The organism is Streptomyces sp. NPDC055140, from assembly GCF_053607285.1.
In genome coordinates this window covers 260526-274001 of the sequence record NZ_JBSGTG010000001.1, presented here as the reverse complement: position 1 = coordinate 274001, position 13476 = coordinate 260526, and the positions used below count along the sequence as shown (strand labels likewise).

Sequence of the window (13476 nt, the reverse complement as noted above, 5' to 3'; positions counted from 1 at the left end):
CCGCCCAGGCCCAGGAAGGCATGCCCGCATGGCTAACCCCGCACGTCCGCCCCGCCCGACCCGCAACCGGTCCGCATCCGCTTCAGGAAACGCGGGCGCCGGAAACGCCGGAAGGAATTCCCGGGGCGGAAGGTCCGGCGGAAAGGGCCGCGTTCCCGAGCGCAGGCCCACGCCGCCGCAGGAATTCACGATGCCGGAGAACACGACGCCCGCGCTGCCCGCGGCCGCGACGTTCGCCGAGCTCGACATGCCGGCGGGCCTGCTGAAGACGCTCACCGAGCAGGGCGTCACCGAGCCGTTCCCCATTCAGGGCGCCACCCTCCCCAACTCCCTAGCGGGACGCGACCTCCTCGGCCGCGGCCGCACCGGCTCCGGCAAGACCCTCGCGTTCGGCCTGCCGATGCTCGCCCGCACCGCCGGCCTCAAGGCGGAGCCGCGCATGCCGCTGGCCCTCGTCCTCGTGCCGACCCGCGAGCTCGCCCAGCAGGTCACCGACGCCCTCACGCCGTACGCGGGCGCCGTCAGGCTCCGCCTGACCACCGTCGTCGGCGGCATGTCGATCTCCCGTCAGGCGTCCTCCCTGCGCCGCGGCGCGGACGTCGTCGTGGCGACGCCCGGCCGCCTCAAGGACCTCATCGAGCGCGGCGACTGCGACCTGTCCGAGGTGCGGATCACCGTCCTCGACGAGGCCGACCAGATGGCCGACATGGGCTTCATGCCGCAGGTCACGGCGCTCCTCAAGCAGGTCGCCCCGGGCGGCCAGACCATGCTGTTCTCGGCGACGCTCGACCGGAACGTCGACCGGCTCGTCCGGCAGTTCCTCACCGACCCGGTCGTCCACTCCGTGGACCCGTCGGCGGGCGCCGTCACCACGATGGAGCACCACGTCCTCCACGTGCTCGACGAGACCGACAAGAAGGCCGTCACCGCGCGCATCGCCGCCCGCGAAGGCCGCGTGATCCTCTTCGTCGACACCAAGCGGTCCGCCGACCGGCTCGCCAAGCGGCTCCTGGCCAGCGGTGTCCTCGCGGCGCCGCTGCACGGCGGACGCTCGCAGCCGCAGCGCAACCGCACCTTGGAGCAGTTCAAGGACGGCCGGGTCACGGCCCTCGTCGCCACGAACGTCGCCGCCCGCGGCATACACGTCGACGACCTCGGCCTCGTCGTGAACGTAGACCCGCCGACCGAGCACAAGGACTACCTGCACCGCGGCGGCCGCACCGCCCGCGCCGGTGAGTCCGGCAGCGTCGTCACGCTGGTCCTGCCCGAGCAGAAGCGTGACGTCACGCGCCTCATGCGGGACGCGGGCATCCGCCCGGAGACCACCCAGGTCAAGTCAACCGACGAAGAGCTCGTCCGCATCACCGGCGCGCGCGAGCCCTCCGGCGTCCCCGCCGTCATCGAGGTCCCGGAGCCGACCGCTCCGGCGGCCTCCGGTGCCCGCAAGCCGCGGCGCAGCCGTGGCGGCAGCGGACGCGGCCAGGGCGCCGGCCAGGCAGGGCGTGCCGAGGGCGGGCGCGCGCAGGCCGGGCGCGGCGAAGGCGGCGGCCAGGGCGGCGGGCGCGGCCAGGCAGTCCAGGGCGGCCGTCCCCAGGGCGCCGGTGGCCGGGGCCAGGGTGGCCGCTCCCAGGGCGGTCCCGGGCAGGGCGGCGCAGGCCAGAGCGCCGGCGGGCGCGGCGGCCGGGCGCGACGCGGTCCGCGTGACGCCGGGCGCGGCGCGGCCGCGTAACCGGCACTCCAGCTGAGCGGCGGGGCGGTGGGACGAGGTGAACAGCCTCGTCCCACCGCCCCGCTTCGCGTTCGCGTCAGTCGAGGAGCCGGTGACGCAGGGCCGTGACCGTGTGCCCGTCGAGGCCGAGCCCCCGCGAGACGTACCGGCCCAGGCTTCCGTAGTCCGCCCGCGCCTGGTCGACGGCCGCCGACAGATACTCCGTACGGACCTCCTGGAGCGGGATCAGCAGGTCCGGGTCGAGCATCATGCCGGACTGCTTCAGCCCGTCGCGCACCTTCGCGTCGTACGCGGCACGGAATGCGTTCGACGCCAAGTAGTCGTCCACGGCGGTCCGTTCGGGGACGCCGAGCAGCAGCAGGAGGACGTAGGTCGTCCAGCCCGTGCGGTCCTTCCCGGATGTGCAGTGGTACAGGAGCGCGCCCCGGCCCCCGGTGCCGTATGCGGCGTCGCGCAGTGTGGCCGCGAACCGCGCGCGGTTGTCCGCGTCCGACACGAACCGCGGATACACGCTCCGCATGAACGCGGCCGCCCGGCCGCCGCCGAGCATCTCCTCCTGCCGCACGGGGTCCTTGGAACCGATCGCGGCCATCATCTGGGCGTACAGCCCGTTGTCGGAGACGGGCCGCGACTCCGGGGTGAGGCCGGCGGGGAGGCGGTCCGCGCCGTCGTACTGGATCTCCACCGGCACCCGGTGGTCGACCACCCGGCGCAGACCGAGGCCCGCGAGCGTGGTGACGTCGGCGTCGGTGAGCTTGGCCAGGGCGTCGGAGCGGTAGACGAGCCCGTGACGGACGCGACCGCCGCCGAGGGCCCGGTAGCCGCCCACGTCGCGGACGTTGACCGCGCCCTGGAGCGGGATGTGACGGATCGGCGGGTCCTGGTACGGACGCCGTCCGGCCGCGGCGGCACCGGGCGCGACGGCCGCGGCCGTCAGGGTGGTGAGCGCGGCGCCGACGAGGGCGCGTCTCGAAACGGTGCGTGGCGTACGTGGCATCGCTGAACTCCCTTGCGGGAAAGCGGGATCACCCTGGGGTAGGCAGGGCGCCGAGCACGTGCCGGGCCTCCGACATCACGCGGGCGACGAGCTCCTCGCAGCTCGGGAGGTCCTCGATCACCCCCGCGACCTGGCCCGATGCCATGACGCCGAGGTCGGTGCGGCCCTCGACCATGGACGCCTTGAGGAGCATGGGGGTGTTCGCGGCGAGCAGGACCTGGCTCCACGACAGTTCCTTGCCGTGCTTCATCGCCAGTCCGTCGCGGACCATCTGCGGCCAGCTCAGGCCCGACAGCTTCCTGAACCCGGCGGCCCGTCGCACGGCCTGCACGAGCGCGCGGGTGCGCCCCGCCCGCTCCAGCGAGTCGACGAGATCCGTCCGCAGCATGCGGTGCGGCAGACCGTCCACGGCGGTCGTCACCGTGACGTCCTTGACCGTGGCCGCCAGATATCTCGCCTTCACCGCGTCCGGGACGGTCGAGTCGGAGGTGAGCAGGAAACGGGTGCCCATGGCGACGCCGGCCGCCCCGAACGCGAGGGCGGCGACCAGGCCGCGCCCGTCGTGGAAGCCGCCCGCGCCGATCACGGGGATGTCCACGGCGTCCACGACCTGCGGCAGCAGCACCGTCGTCGCGACGTCGCCCGTGTGCCCGCCGCCCTCGCCGCCCTGCACGATGACGGCGTCCGCGCCCCACGCGGCGACCTTCTCCGCGTGCCGCCGGGCACCGATGGACGGGATGACGACGACGCCGGCGTCCTTCAGCTCGGCGATCAGGTCACGGGACGGCGCGAGCGCGAACGAGGCGACCCGCACCCCCTCCTCGATGATCACCCGCACCCGGTCCCGCGCGTCACCGGCGTCCGCGCGCAGATTGACCCCGAAGGGTTCGTCCGTACGGGACTTCACCTCGCGCACCGCCGACCTGAGCTGGTCGAGGGGCATGGTGGCGGAGGCGAGGATGCCGAGCGCCCCGGCGTTCGCCGACGCCGACACGAGGCGCGGGCCCGCGACCCAGCCCATGCCGGTCTGCACGAGCGGGTGGCGGACACCGACCAGCTTGGTGAACGCCGTCTCGACGGTCGTGTCGCTCATACGGGCCTGACCTCCCGGTCGCGCAGGCCCTTCGGGTCGATGACCTCGCGGATCAGTCGCAGCTCCTCGGGGGTGGGCTCACGCGTCTTCGGCACCTCGCCCCCGTCCGGCAGGGCCAGCGGGAAGCCTGTCGCCTCGATCACCTCGTCGACGGTGACCCCGGGGTGCACGGACGCGAGTCGCATCGAGCGGTCCGGCGTCTCGAAGTCGAAGACGCCGAGGTTCGACACGACGCGTGGGATGCGGTGGTAGCGCGTCGCCGACGGCCCCGCCGCGGCGGCGCTGTCGTACCCGACCCCGCTGATCATGTCGACCTTCTCGACGAACACGCGCGCGGAGTGCTTCGGGACCCAGTAACTCACCGGATTGTTGAGGGTGTTCACGGGCGCCCCGCGTACGCCGAGGAGCTGGCGGTCGGGGCGGTCCCAGTCGCCGATGCACGAGATGTTCTGGTTGCCGTGCCGGTCGATCTGGCTCGCGCCCATCATCACGTGACGCCTGCCGCCGGTGACCATGGTGAGGTGCTGACGGTACGGAAGCCAGCCCTCCGGCTCTCCGCCGAGACCCACGGTCATTGCCTCGCCGTCGGTGAGGAGCAGATCGGGGGAGAACGTGCGCTTGGCGAGGCGGGCGCCGACGGACGGGATCAGCCCCATCGGACTGGCCAGGATCTCGCCGCTGTCGCGCCAGGCGTCGGCGCAGGCGATGACGCAGTATTCGGCGCGGGTGGGGGTGGTGGTCGTTCCCGGGGTGGTGGTCGTCGCCGGTGCCGGTGCGGCCGCGCTTGTGGCCGGCCCCGCGTGCTTCTCCTGCTCCGCGTGCCAGCTCCGTACGGCTTCCTGGTAGCTCTTCTCGTCGCCGCGCGCGGGCAGGAAGCGCTCGGCGAACTCGGGCCAGGGCGTGGTCGCGTACAGCTTCTGGAAGGCCTCGTCCCGGCCGTAGTCGGGGGCGCACGACGTGAAGTGCGCGCCGTTCGGCGTCTCGACCACGCCGGTGACCGCGTGCCGCTTGATGAGGAGGGTCTGCGGAACGGCGTCCCCGACGTCGCCGAATCCCTCCACCAGCTCCTCGCAGGACACGTACGCCGTGTCGGCCGCCTCGCAGAACAGGTCGTCGAAGTACGGGTCGGGGCCCAGGTACTGGCCGTTGCCGTGCCGGTCCGCGCGGTTCATGTGGACGAGCGCCGCGTCCATCCGCAGCGCCGGCATCGCGACCAGGGTCTCCCCGTCCTCGTACGGCGAACCGACCGTCCTGAGCCCGGGGTTGACGCGCATGACGTCCGAGCCGATGCCGGCCCGCACGGGGATGAAGGGGAGCCGGTTCGCCGCGGCGTGCAGGCCCCACATGAACATCGCCTCGTCGACCTCCGTCAGCTCGAACGCGCCGCGCTGGCGGGCCTCGCGGAAGTGGGGTTCGAGCGGGATCGAGTCGAGGGTCACGAAGGCGGTGACCAGCTTGCGGATCTTCCCGGCGGCGGCGAGCAGACCGATGTCCGGGCCGCCGTACGCGATGACGGTCAGGTCCGTGACATCGCTGCGCAGCAGGGCCCGTACGAGTGCCATGGGCTTGCGGCGCGAGCCCCAGCCGCCGATGCCGATGGTCATGCCGCTGCGGAGGCGGGCGACGACGTCCTCGGGCGTCATGGTCTTGTCCGTCATGTGGCTTCCCCCTTGGTTGCCGTGCCTGTGTCCGTGCCTGTGTCCGTGCCGAACGTGTCGCGGACGCGGTCCGCGACGCCGCTGAGGTTCGCCTCGAAGGTGAAGCCCTGCTCGAAGCGGTAGCTCCGGCGTACGTCGACGGGGTCGATGCCGTTGATCGCGGCCTTGGCGAGGCGGATGAGCGAGCCGTCCTTGCGGGCGATCTCGCGGGCCAGGTCCAGTGCGGCGGCCCGGAGTTCGGCGCGTGGCACGACCTTCCAGACGGAACCGTGCGCGTGCAGCTCCTGCGCCGTCGCCGTGCGCGAGGTGTAGTAGAGGGCGCGCATCAGGTGCTGCGGCACGAGTCTGGCGAGATGGGTCGCGGCGCCGAGCGCTCCGCGGTCGAGCTCGGGGAGGCCGAACGTGGCGTCGTCCGACGCGACGATCGCGTCCGCGTTGCCCACGAGGCCGATGCCGCCGCCCAGGCAGAAGCCGTTGACCGCGGCGACGACCGGCACCTCGCACTCGTAGACGGCCGCGAAGGCCTCGTAGCAGCCGCGGTTCGCGCCGATGAGGGCGCCGTGGCCGCCGGACGCCGTGTCGCGCTGCATCTCCTTGATGTCGACGCCCGCGTTGAACCCCCGGCCCTCGGAGGCGAGGACGACGCAGCGCACGTCCGGGTCGCGGCCCGCCGCGCGCAGGGCGTCGGCCAGGTCGTACCAGCCCCGCACCGGAAGCGCGTTGACCGGAGGGAAGTCCACCGTGACGACGGCGATCCCCTTTTCGGGTGAGGAGGTGGAGACACCCATGGCGTTCAGCTACCTTTCCACCTAACGTTTGTTTGGTAGGAAGGTAGCAGGCGATGGGGACGAGCGGAATGGACCAGGGGTGGATGGCATGGATCTGAGCTCAAGGCCCCTGAGGGGGAAGGTCGCGGTCGTCACCGGGGGCACCCGGGGTGTGGGGGCCGGGATCGCGGCGGCGTTCGTGCGGGCGGGGGCGGACGTGGTGGTGTGCGCGCGCAGACCACCCGAAGAGCCGCTGCCCGGCTGCGAGTTCATACCCGTCGACCTGCGGGACGGTCCGGCCGTACGGCGCTTCTTCGCGGGCCTCGACCGGGTGGACGTGCTGGTGAACAACGCGGGAGGTACGCCGTACCGGCTGCTCGGGGAGTCCGACGCGGAGCGGCACGCGCGCGTGGTCGAGCTCAATCTGACGGCGCCGATGACCGCGTCGCTGGCCGCGCGCGAGCAACTGCGGCGCACGCGCGGCTCCGTCGTGATGATCGGCAGCGTGAGCGGCGCGAGGCCCTCGCCGGGGACGGCGGCGTACGGGGCGGCCAAGGCGGGTCTGGAGAACCTGGCGCGCTCGATGGCGGTGGAGTGGGCGCCCGAGATACGGGTGAACACGCTGGTCCTCGGGATGGTGCGCACCGAGCTGTCCCATCTGCACTACGGGGACGAGGAAGGTGTGGCGGCGGTGGGGCGCACGGTGCCGATCGGACGCCTCGCCGAGCCGTCGGAGATCGGGGGCGCGGCGGTGTTCCTCGCCTCGGAGGCCGCGTCGTACATCACGGGGGCGAGCCTCCTGGTGCACGGAGGCGGGGAGCGTCCGGCGTTCCTGGACGCGGCAACTGTCAACAAGGAGGCGTGACATGACGAACGACAAGGGAGCGGATGTGGCTGCGGGTACCGGTACTGGTTCTGGGCTGTGCGCGGGGCGCGTCGTCATCGTGACGGGGGCAGGGCGCGGACTGGGGCGCGCGCACGCGCTGGCGTTCGCCGCCGAGGGCGCGCGGGTCGTGGTCAACGACCTGGGGGTGGGCCTGGACGGGGCCCCGGCGCCGGACAGCCCGGCGGCCCAAGTGGTGGAGGAGATACGGGCCCTGGGCGGCGAGGCGGTCGCCCACGGCGGGGACATCGCGACCGCGGACGGCGCCGCGTCCCTCGTCGCCACGGCCCTCGACAACTTCGGACGCCTGGACACGCTGGTCAACAACGCGGGCTTCCTGCGCGACCGGATGCTGGTCAACCTCGACGACGACGACTGGGACGCGGTCATGCGGGTGCATCTCAAGGGCCACTTCCTGCCCTTGAAGCACGCGGCGGCGCACTGGCGCGCGGAGGCGAAAGCGGGCAGGACACCCTCGGCCCGGGTCGTGAACACGTCTTCGGGGGCGGGTCTGCTCGGCTCGGTGGGCCAGGGCAACTACAGCGCGGCGAAGGCCGGCATCGTGGGCCTGACCCTGGTCGCCGCGGCGGAGATGGGGCGGTACGGGGTGCAGGTGAACGCGGTCGCGCCGGCGGCCCGCACCCGCATGACGGAGCGCACGTTCGCCGACACCATGGCCGCTCCCGAGGACGGCTTCGACGCGATGGCCCCGGAGAACGTGTCGCCGGTGGTGGTGTGGCTCGGCTCCGCCGCGAGCGACGGCGTGACCGGCCGTGTCTTCGAGGCCGAAGCCGGTCGCATCACGGTCATGGAGGGCTGGCGCCCGGGCCCCACCGCCGACAAGGCGGCACGCTGGACCCCGGCCGAGGCGGGAGAGGCGGCGAGGGAACTCCTCGGCAGGGCGGAGGTGCCGGGGGCGGTGTACGGGAGCGGGTGACGCCTCTCGTAGGGGTGTGCCCCGGCTGCCCCCACGGGCCACCCCGTCACCTTCCCGCTCGGCCCCGTCACCTTCCCGCTGAGCGGGAATCCGGCCTCCCTCCACGTCCCGGCTCCGACCTACCGTCTGGCCCACCGCGGTGCACCGCACCGCACCGCGGGTCAGACCGTCACCCCAAGGAGCCGAGATGCTTGACGTCCGGAGTCGGCAGGAGGCCGCCGCGCTGCTGCGTCGCGCCGAGCTCGGCCGCAGTCCCGTGGCGCCCCTGGCCGGCGCGTTCGAGGGCATCGGCGCCGAGGACGCGTACGAGATCCAGTTGATCAACATCCGGCACAGGACCGCCCTGGGTGCCCAGGTCACCGGGCACAAGGTGGGCCTCTCGTCGCCGGTGATGCAGCGCATGATGGGCGTCGACGAGCCCGACTACGGCCATCTCCTCGACGACATGGAGCTGCGCGAGGACCGGCCCGTGGACACCGTCCGCTACTGCGCGCCCCGCGTCGAGGCCGAGATCGGATTCGTACTCGGTGACGACCTGCCGGGCGAGGGCTGCACCCCGGCCGACGTCCTCGCCGCGACCGAACGCGTCGTGCCCGCACTGGAGTTGATCGACAGCCGGATCGCCGACTGGCGCATCACCATCGCCGACACGATCGCCGACAACGCCTCGTCCGCCGGTTACGTCATCGGCGCGGGCCGCGACCCGCGCGGCCTCGACCTGAAGGCCGTCGAGGCCCGGCTCACCTGCGACGGCGACGAGATCGCGCGGGGCCGCGGTGACGCCGTGCTCGGCGACCCCGCGGTCTCCGTCGCCTGGCTGGCCCGCACCGTCGCCCGCTTCGGCGTGCCCCTGCGCAAGGGGCACGTCATCCTGCCCGGCTCCTGCACCCGCGCCGTCGACATCGAGGCGGGCCGCACCTACACCGCCGAGTTCACCGGACTCGGCGCCGTATCGCTCTCGTTCCGATGACCCCGACGGGTCCGCTGACTCTGCTGAGGTACACATGACTGCGAAAAAGGTCACCGCCGCGATCGTCGGCTCCGGGAACATCGGCACCGACCTCCTCCACAAACTCCACCGATCCCGGTACATCGAGCCGCGCTGGATGATCGGCGTGGACCCCGACAGCGCGGGCCTCGCGCGGGCGCGGAAGCTGGGGGTCGAGGCGAGCCACGAGGGCGTCGAGTCCCTCCTCGCCCAGGACGAGCTGCCCGACCTCGTCTTCGAGGCTACGAGCGCCTACGTCCACCGCGCCAACGCCCCGCGCTACGCCGAACTCGGCATCAGGGCCATCGACCTGACCCCGGCCGCCGTCGGCCCCGCCGTGGTCCCGCCCGCGAACCTCACCGCGCATCTCGACGCGCCCAACATCAACATGATCACCTGCGGTGGCCAGGCCACCATCCCCATGGTGTACGCGGTCTCACGCGTCGTGCCCGTCGCGTACGCGGAGATCGTGGCGTCCGTCGCCTCGGTGTCCGCGGGGCCCGGCACCCGCGCGAACATCGACGAGTTCACCCGCACGACGTCCCGCGGCATCGAGGAGATCGGCGGCGCCGCGCGCGGCAAGGCGGTCATCATCCTCAACCCGGCCGACCCACCCGTCATCATGCGCGACACCGTCTTCTGCGCCATCCCCGAGGACGCCGACCGGGACGCGATCACCCTCTCCGTGAAGGAGATCGCCGAAAGCGTGGCGACGTACGTGCCGGGCTACCGGCTGCGCACGGAACCGCAGTTCGACGACCTTTCCCCAAGCTCTCGGTTTCGCTCGAGCAGGGGATACCCCAATCCCATGAACGGCGGGATGGCGCGCGTCGCGATCTTCCTGGAGGTGGAGGGCGCGGGCGACTTCCTGCCGCCGTACGCAGGAAACCTCGACATCATGACCGCCGCCGCGACGAAGGTCGGCGAGGAGCTCGCGAAGGGGATCCGCAAGTGAAGCCGTACTCCGAGACACTCGACATCCGCGTCACCGACTCCTCGCTGCGCGACGGTTCGCACGCGAAGCGGCACCAGTTCACCGCCGACGACGTACGCCGCGTCGTCGGCGCCCTCGACGGCGCGGGCGTCCCCGTCATCGAGGTCGCGCACGGCGACGGACTCGGCGGCTCGTCCTTCAACTACGGGTTCTCGAAGACGCCCGAGCAGGAGCTCATCAAGGCCGCCGTCGACACGGCGCGGCAGGCGCGCATCGCGTTCCTGATGCTGCCCGGCCTCGGTGTGAAGGACGACATCAGGGCCGCGCACGCGAACGGCGCGAGCGTGTGCCGCATCGCGACGCACTGCACGGAGGCCGACATCTCCGTCCAGCACTTCGGCCTGGCACGGGAGATGGGTCTGGAGACCGTCGGATTCCTGATGATGGCGCACTCCACGACACCGGAGCGGCTCGCCGCCCAGGCCAGGATCATGGCCGACGCCGGCTGCCAGTGCGTGTACGTCGTCGACTCGGCCGGCGCCCTGGTGATGGACGACGTCACGGACCGGGTGTCCGCGCTCGTCGCCGAGCTGGGCGACGACGCACACGTCGGCTTCCACGGCCACGAGAACCTCGGCCTGGGCGTCGGCAATTCCGTGGCCGCCGTGCGCGCCGGAGCGCTGCAGATCGACGGTTCGACGCGGCGGCTCGGCGCGGGCGCGGGCAACACGCCCGTCGAGGCGTTCGCCGCCGTCTGCCACAAGATGGGCATCCGCACCGGCATCGACGTACTGAAGATCATCGACGCGGCCGAGGACGTCGTGCGGCCCGTCATGGACGACGAGTGCCTGCTCGACCGGATGTCCCTCCTGATGGGGCACGCCGGCGTCTACTCCAGCTTCCTCAAGCACGCCTACCGGCAGGCGGAGCGCTACGGCGTCTCCGGCGCCGAGATCCTGCTGCGCGCCGGGGAGCGCCGCCTCGTCGGCGGCCAGGAGGACCAGCTCATCGACATCGCCGTCGAACTCGCGGCACGCGACTGAAGGGCAGGACACGCGACATGACCGCACAGCAGCAAGAGGTCCGCGTCATCGAGGCCGCCGCGCCTCCGGCCCGTTACGCCCGCGGCTGGCACTGCCTGGGCCTGGCCACCGCCTTCCGTGACGGCGGCCCGCACGAGGTCGAGGCGTTCGGCACGAAGCTCGTCGTCTTCCGGGGAGAGCCCGCGGCGGGCGGTGCCGGCAGCCTGCACGTCCTCAACGCGTACTGCCCCCACATGGGCGGCAATCTCGCCCACGGAACCGTCAAGGGCGACGCCGTCGCCTGCCCGTTCCACGACTGGCGCTGGGCGGGCGACGGGCGCTGCGCCGGCATCCCGTACGCGCGCCGCGTCCCGCCGCGCGCCAGGACCCGCGCCTGGACCACCCTCGAACGCAACGGACAGCTCTACGTGTGGCACGACCCCGAGGGCAATGAGCCCCCGCCCGGCGTCACCATCCCGGAGATCGAGGGCTTCGGCAGCCCCGAGTGGTCCGACTGGTCCTGGAGCGCGCTGCGCGTCGAGAACTCCAACTGCCGCGAGATCGTGGACAACGTCGTCGACATGGCGCACTTCTTCTACGTCCACTACGCGTTCCCGAACTACTTCAAGAACATCTTCGACGGTCATGTCGCCACCCAGTACATGGAGTCCACGCCGCGCGGCGACGTCGAGCTCGGCACGCTGTCCACCGGCGGCGGCCTGCGCTCCGACGCCTCGTACTTCGGCCCCTCGTACATGATCGACAAGCTGTGGAGCGATGTCGGGGACGGTGTCGAGATGGAGTCCGTCCTCATCAACTGCCATTACCCGATCGACGAGAACAGCTTCATGCTCATGTACGGCGCGATCGTCAGGAAGCTGCCCGGCATGAGTGACGAGCAGGCCGCCGACGTCGCCCGGCTCACCTCCGAGGGCCTCGCGGTCGGCTTCGAGCAGGACGTCGAGATCTGGCGGAACAAGACCCGCATCGACAACCCGCTCCTCACCGAGGAGGACGGCCCCGTCTATCAACTGCGCCGCTGGTACGAGCAGTTCTATGTGGATGCCGGCGACGTCAAGGACGAGATGGTGCGGCGCTTCGAGTTCGAGATCGACACCGAGCGCGCGACCACGGCCTGGCGCGCGGAGGTCGAGGAGAACCTCGCCCGGCGGGAGGCCGACTGATGCGGCCCGTGGGGTGCGGGGTCTGCGGAAACCAGGTCCTGTGCGAGAAGTTCAGCGCCGCCCACACGCAGATCCAGTGGACCGAGGAGGCGGCCGCGGTCTGCCCGATCATCGCGGAGCGCGTCGCGGCCGGCGAACTGAGCGCGCGGGTACGGGGCTGTGCGCCGCTGCGGGCGAGCATCGACGTGGCGGTCGCGAGCGGGCTCCTGGAGGTCGCGGATGCCTAGCGTGAGGGTCCGGGTCGCCGAGGTGATACGGGAGACGGCCGACGCGGTCTCCCTCGTTCTGGACACACAACTCCCGTACAAGCCAGGTCAGTTCATGACCGTACGGCTACCTGGTGGCGGGGCCCGCTGCTACTCGCTGGCCAGCTCCCCGCACACCGGTGAGCCCATGAAGGTCACCGTGAAGAGAGTCGCCGGGGGAGTCGGGTCGGGCTGGATCTGTGAACGGGTCGCGCCCGGCGACGAGCTGGAGGTCCTGCCGCCCGCGGGGACGTTCACGCCGCCCGGCCTCGACGGGGACGTGCTGCTCGTGGCGGGCGGCAGCGGCATCACGCCCGTCGTCTCCATCGCCAAGTCGGCCCTCGCTGCGGGCCGCGGCCGGGTCGCCCTCCTGTATGCGAACCGCGACGAGGAGTCGGTCATTTTTCGCGAGGAACTCCGGCTCCTGGGAGTCGAGTTCGCGGGCCGGCTCGCCGTCGTGCACTGGCTGGAAACCCTCCAGGGCCTGCCCACGGCCGCCGCCCTGCGCGCACCCCTCGCCCCGTACGCGGGCCGCGACGCCTATCTGTGCGGGCCCACGCCCCTGATGGACGCGGCCGAGCAGGCGCTGCGGGCGGTGGGCGGACGTTCCGTGCGCAGGGAGCGGTACTTCTCGCTCGGCGACGATGTGTTCGCCGAGCGGGAGGACCGGGCCGAGCAGCAGGTACGGGCCGAGCCGGACGCCGACGACCACCGGCTCCACGTAGAACTCGACGGCGAGGAGCGGGAAGTGGCGTGGCCCGCCGGGACACCGCTGCTCGACGCCCTGCTCGCCGCCGGCGTCGACGCCCCCTTCTCGTGCCGCGAGGGCGCGTGCAGCGCGTGCTGCTGCCGGGTCACCAAGGGGGAGGTCACGATGGCGCGCAACGAGATCCTCGACCAGCGGGACCTCGACGAGGGGTACGTCCTCGCGTGCCAGGCGCTGCCGGTGTCGGACGCGGTGGGGGTCACGTACTCCTGAGGCGCGCGGGCCGTGTCTGCCCCTGAGGCGCCCGGCCTGTCCGGGTGAGGCGGGCCGGCG

General features: G+C 72.3%; 13 protein-coding genes and 1 pseudogene. 9 read left to right on the top strand and 5 right to left on the bottom strand.

Features of this window, described 5'->3' with window-relative positions:
* Positions 1–28: 28 nt before the first annotated feature.
* The gene (locus ACWFR4_RS01300; protein WP_453650170.1) at positions 29–1729 is read left to right on the top strand and encodes a DEAD/DEAH box helicase; all 1701 of its coding nucleotides are present in this window, start codon (positions 29–31) and stop codon (positions 1727–1729) included.
* Between the two features lie 76 nt (positions 1730–1805).
* Here ACWFR4_RS01300 and ACWFR4_RS01295 read toward each other — a convergent pair whose 3' ends face one another.
* The 5 genes and pseudogenes from ACWFR4_RS01295 to ACWFR4_RS01275 form a co-directional block, all read right to left on the bottom strand.
* Entirely contained in the window at positions 1806–2726 is a 921-nt protein-coding gene (locus ACWFR4_RS01295; protein WP_453650168.1) for a tyrosine-protein phosphatase, read from the bottom strand.
* A gap of 28 nt (positions 2727–2754) precedes the next feature.
* Positions 2755–3819 carry an NAD(P)H-dependent flavin oxidoreductase gene (locus ACWFR4_RS01290; RefSeq protein WP_453650166.1) on the bottom strand — a complete coding sequence of 355 codons (1065 nt, stop codon included), beginning with the start codon at positions 3817–3819 and terminating at the stop codon, positions 2755–2757.
* Complete coding sequence (locus tag ACWFR4_RS01285) at positions 3816–4526, bottom strand: CoA-transferase subunit beta (protein WP_453650630.1); 711 nt, start codon at positions 4524–4526, stop codon at positions 3816–3818. The genes ACWFR4_RS01290 and ACWFR4_RS01285 overlap by 4 nt, the downstream gene beginning before the upstream one ends.
* Positions 4527–4625: 99 nt before the next feature.
* Positions 4626–5477 (bottom strand): annotated as a pseudogene (locus ACWFR4_RS01280) (CoA transferase subunit A); the annotation flags it as partial.
* Positions 5474–6265: an enoyl-CoA hydratase family protein gene (locus ACWFR4_RS01275; protein WP_453465769.1), complete on the bottom strand. Its 792-nt coding sequence runs from the start codon at positions 6263–6265 to the stop codon at positions 5474–5476. The gene ACWFR4_RS01275 and the pseudogene ACWFR4_RS01280, both read right to left, overlap by 4 nt.
* An 88-nt stretch (positions 6266–6353) precedes the next feature.
* Here ACWFR4_RS01275 and ACWFR4_RS01270 point away from each other — a divergent pair, with 88 nt between their 5' ends.
* From ACWFR4_RS01270 to ACWFR4_RS01235, 8 genes are all read left to right on the top strand, one after another.
* A complete protein-coding gene (locus ACWFR4_RS01270) occupies positions 6354–7109 on the top strand; it encodes an SDR family oxidoreductase (RefSeq protein ID WP_453650164.1) in 756 nt (251 codons plus the stop codon).
* A 1-nt stretch (position 7110) separates the two neighbouring features.
* Complete coding sequence (locus ACWFR4_RS01265; protein ID WP_453650162.1) at positions 7111–8064, top strand: SDR family oxidoreductase; 954 nt, start codon at positions 7111–7113, stop codon at positions 8062–8064.
* A 187-nt stretch (positions 8065–8251) separates the two neighbouring features.
* Positions 8252–9034, top strand: a complete 783-nt coding sequence (locus ACWFR4_RS01260) for a 2-keto-4-pentenoate hydratase (protein ID WP_453650160.1) — start codon at positions 8252–8254, stop codon at positions 9032–9034.
* Positions 9035–9068: 34 nt separating this feature from the next.
* Positions 9069–10007 carry an acetaldehyde dehydrogenase (acetylating) gene (locus ACWFR4_RS01255; protein WP_453650158.1) on the top strand — a complete coding sequence of 313 codons (939 nt, stop codon included), beginning with the start codon at positions 9069–9071 and terminating at the stop codon, positions 10005–10007.
* Positions 10004–11029, top strand: a complete 1026-nt coding sequence (gene dmpG, locus ACWFR4_RS01250) for a 4-hydroxy-2-oxovalerate aldolase (protein ID WP_453650156.1) — start codon at positions 10004–10006, stop codon at positions 11027–11029. Before ACWFR4_RS01255 ends, dmpG begins: the two co-directional genes overlap by 4 nt.
* Positions 11030–11046: 17 nt before the next feature.
* The gene (locus ACWFR4_RS01245; RefSeq protein ID WP_453650154.1) at positions 11047–12192 is read left to right on the top strand and encodes a Rieske 2Fe-2S domain-containing protein; all 1146 of its coding nucleotides are present in this window, start codon (positions 11047–11049) and stop codon (positions 12190–12192) included.
* Positions 12192–12419: a hypothetical protein gene (locus ACWFR4_RS01240; protein ID WP_453650152.1), complete on the top strand. Its 228-nt coding sequence runs from the start codon at positions 12192–12194 to the stop codon at positions 12417–12419. Before ACWFR4_RS01245 ends, ACWFR4_RS01240 begins: the two co-directional genes overlap by 1 nt.
* Positions 12412–13416 (top strand): 2Fe-2S iron-sulfur cluster-binding protein, encoded by a 1005-nt coding sequence (locus ACWFR4_RS01235; protein WP_453650150.1) that lies wholly within the window; start codon positions 12412–12414, stop codon positions 13414–13416. The genes ACWFR4_RS01240 and ACWFR4_RS01235 overlap by 8 nt, the downstream gene beginning before the upstream one ends.
* Positions 13417–13476: the final 60 nt, after the last annotated feature.

Excerpts from the sequence above, each read along its gene's own strand:
- ACWFR4_RS01270 (WP_453650164.1), top strand. The coding sequence starts at position 6,354 with ATGGATCTGAGCTCAAGGCCCCTGAGGGGGAAGGTCGCGGTCGTCACC.
- ACWFR4_RS01290 (WP_453650166.1), bottom strand. The coding sequence starts at position 3,819 with ATGAGCGACACGACCGTCGAGACGGCGTTCACCAAGCTGGTCGGTGTC.
- ACWFR4_RS01245 (WP_453650154.1), top strand. The coding sequence starts at position 11,047 with ATGACCGCACAGCAGCAAGAGGTCCGCGTCATCGAGGCCGCCGCGCCT.
- ACWFR4_RS01295 (WP_453650168.1), bottom strand. The coding sequence starts at position 2,726 with ATGCCACGTACGCCACGCACCGTTTCGAGACGCGCCCTCGTCGGCGCC.
- ACWFR4_RS01300 (WP_453650170.1), top strand. The coding sequence starts at position 29 with ATGGCTAACCCCGCACGTCCGCCCCGCCCGACCCGCAACCGGTCCGCA.
- ACWFR4_RS01235 (WP_453650150.1), top strand. The coding sequence starts at position 12,412 with ATGCCTAGCGTGAGGGTCCGGGTCGCCGAGGTGATACGGGAGACGGCC.
- ACWFR4_RS01240 (WP_453650152.1), top strand. The coding sequence starts at position 12,192 with ATGCGGCCCGTGGGGTGCGGGGTCTGCGGAAACCAGGTCCTGTGCGAG.
- ACWFR4_RS01260 (WP_453650160.1), top strand. The coding sequence starts at position 8,252 with ATGCTTGACGTCCGGAGTCGGCAGGAGGCCGCCGCGCTGCTGCGTCGC.
- ACWFR4_RS01275 (WP_453465769.1), bottom strand. The coding sequence starts at position 6,265 with ATGGGTGTCTCCACCTCCTCACCCGAAAAGGGGATCGCCGTCGTCACG.
- ACWFR4_RS01255 (WP_453650158.1), top strand. The coding sequence starts at position 9,069 with ATGACTGCGAAAAAGGTCACCGCCGCGATCGTCGGCTCCGGGAACATC.
- ACWFR4_RS01265 (WP_453650162.1), top strand. The coding sequence starts at position 7,111 with ATGACGAACGACAAGGGAGCGGATGTGGCTGCGGGTACCGGTACTGGT.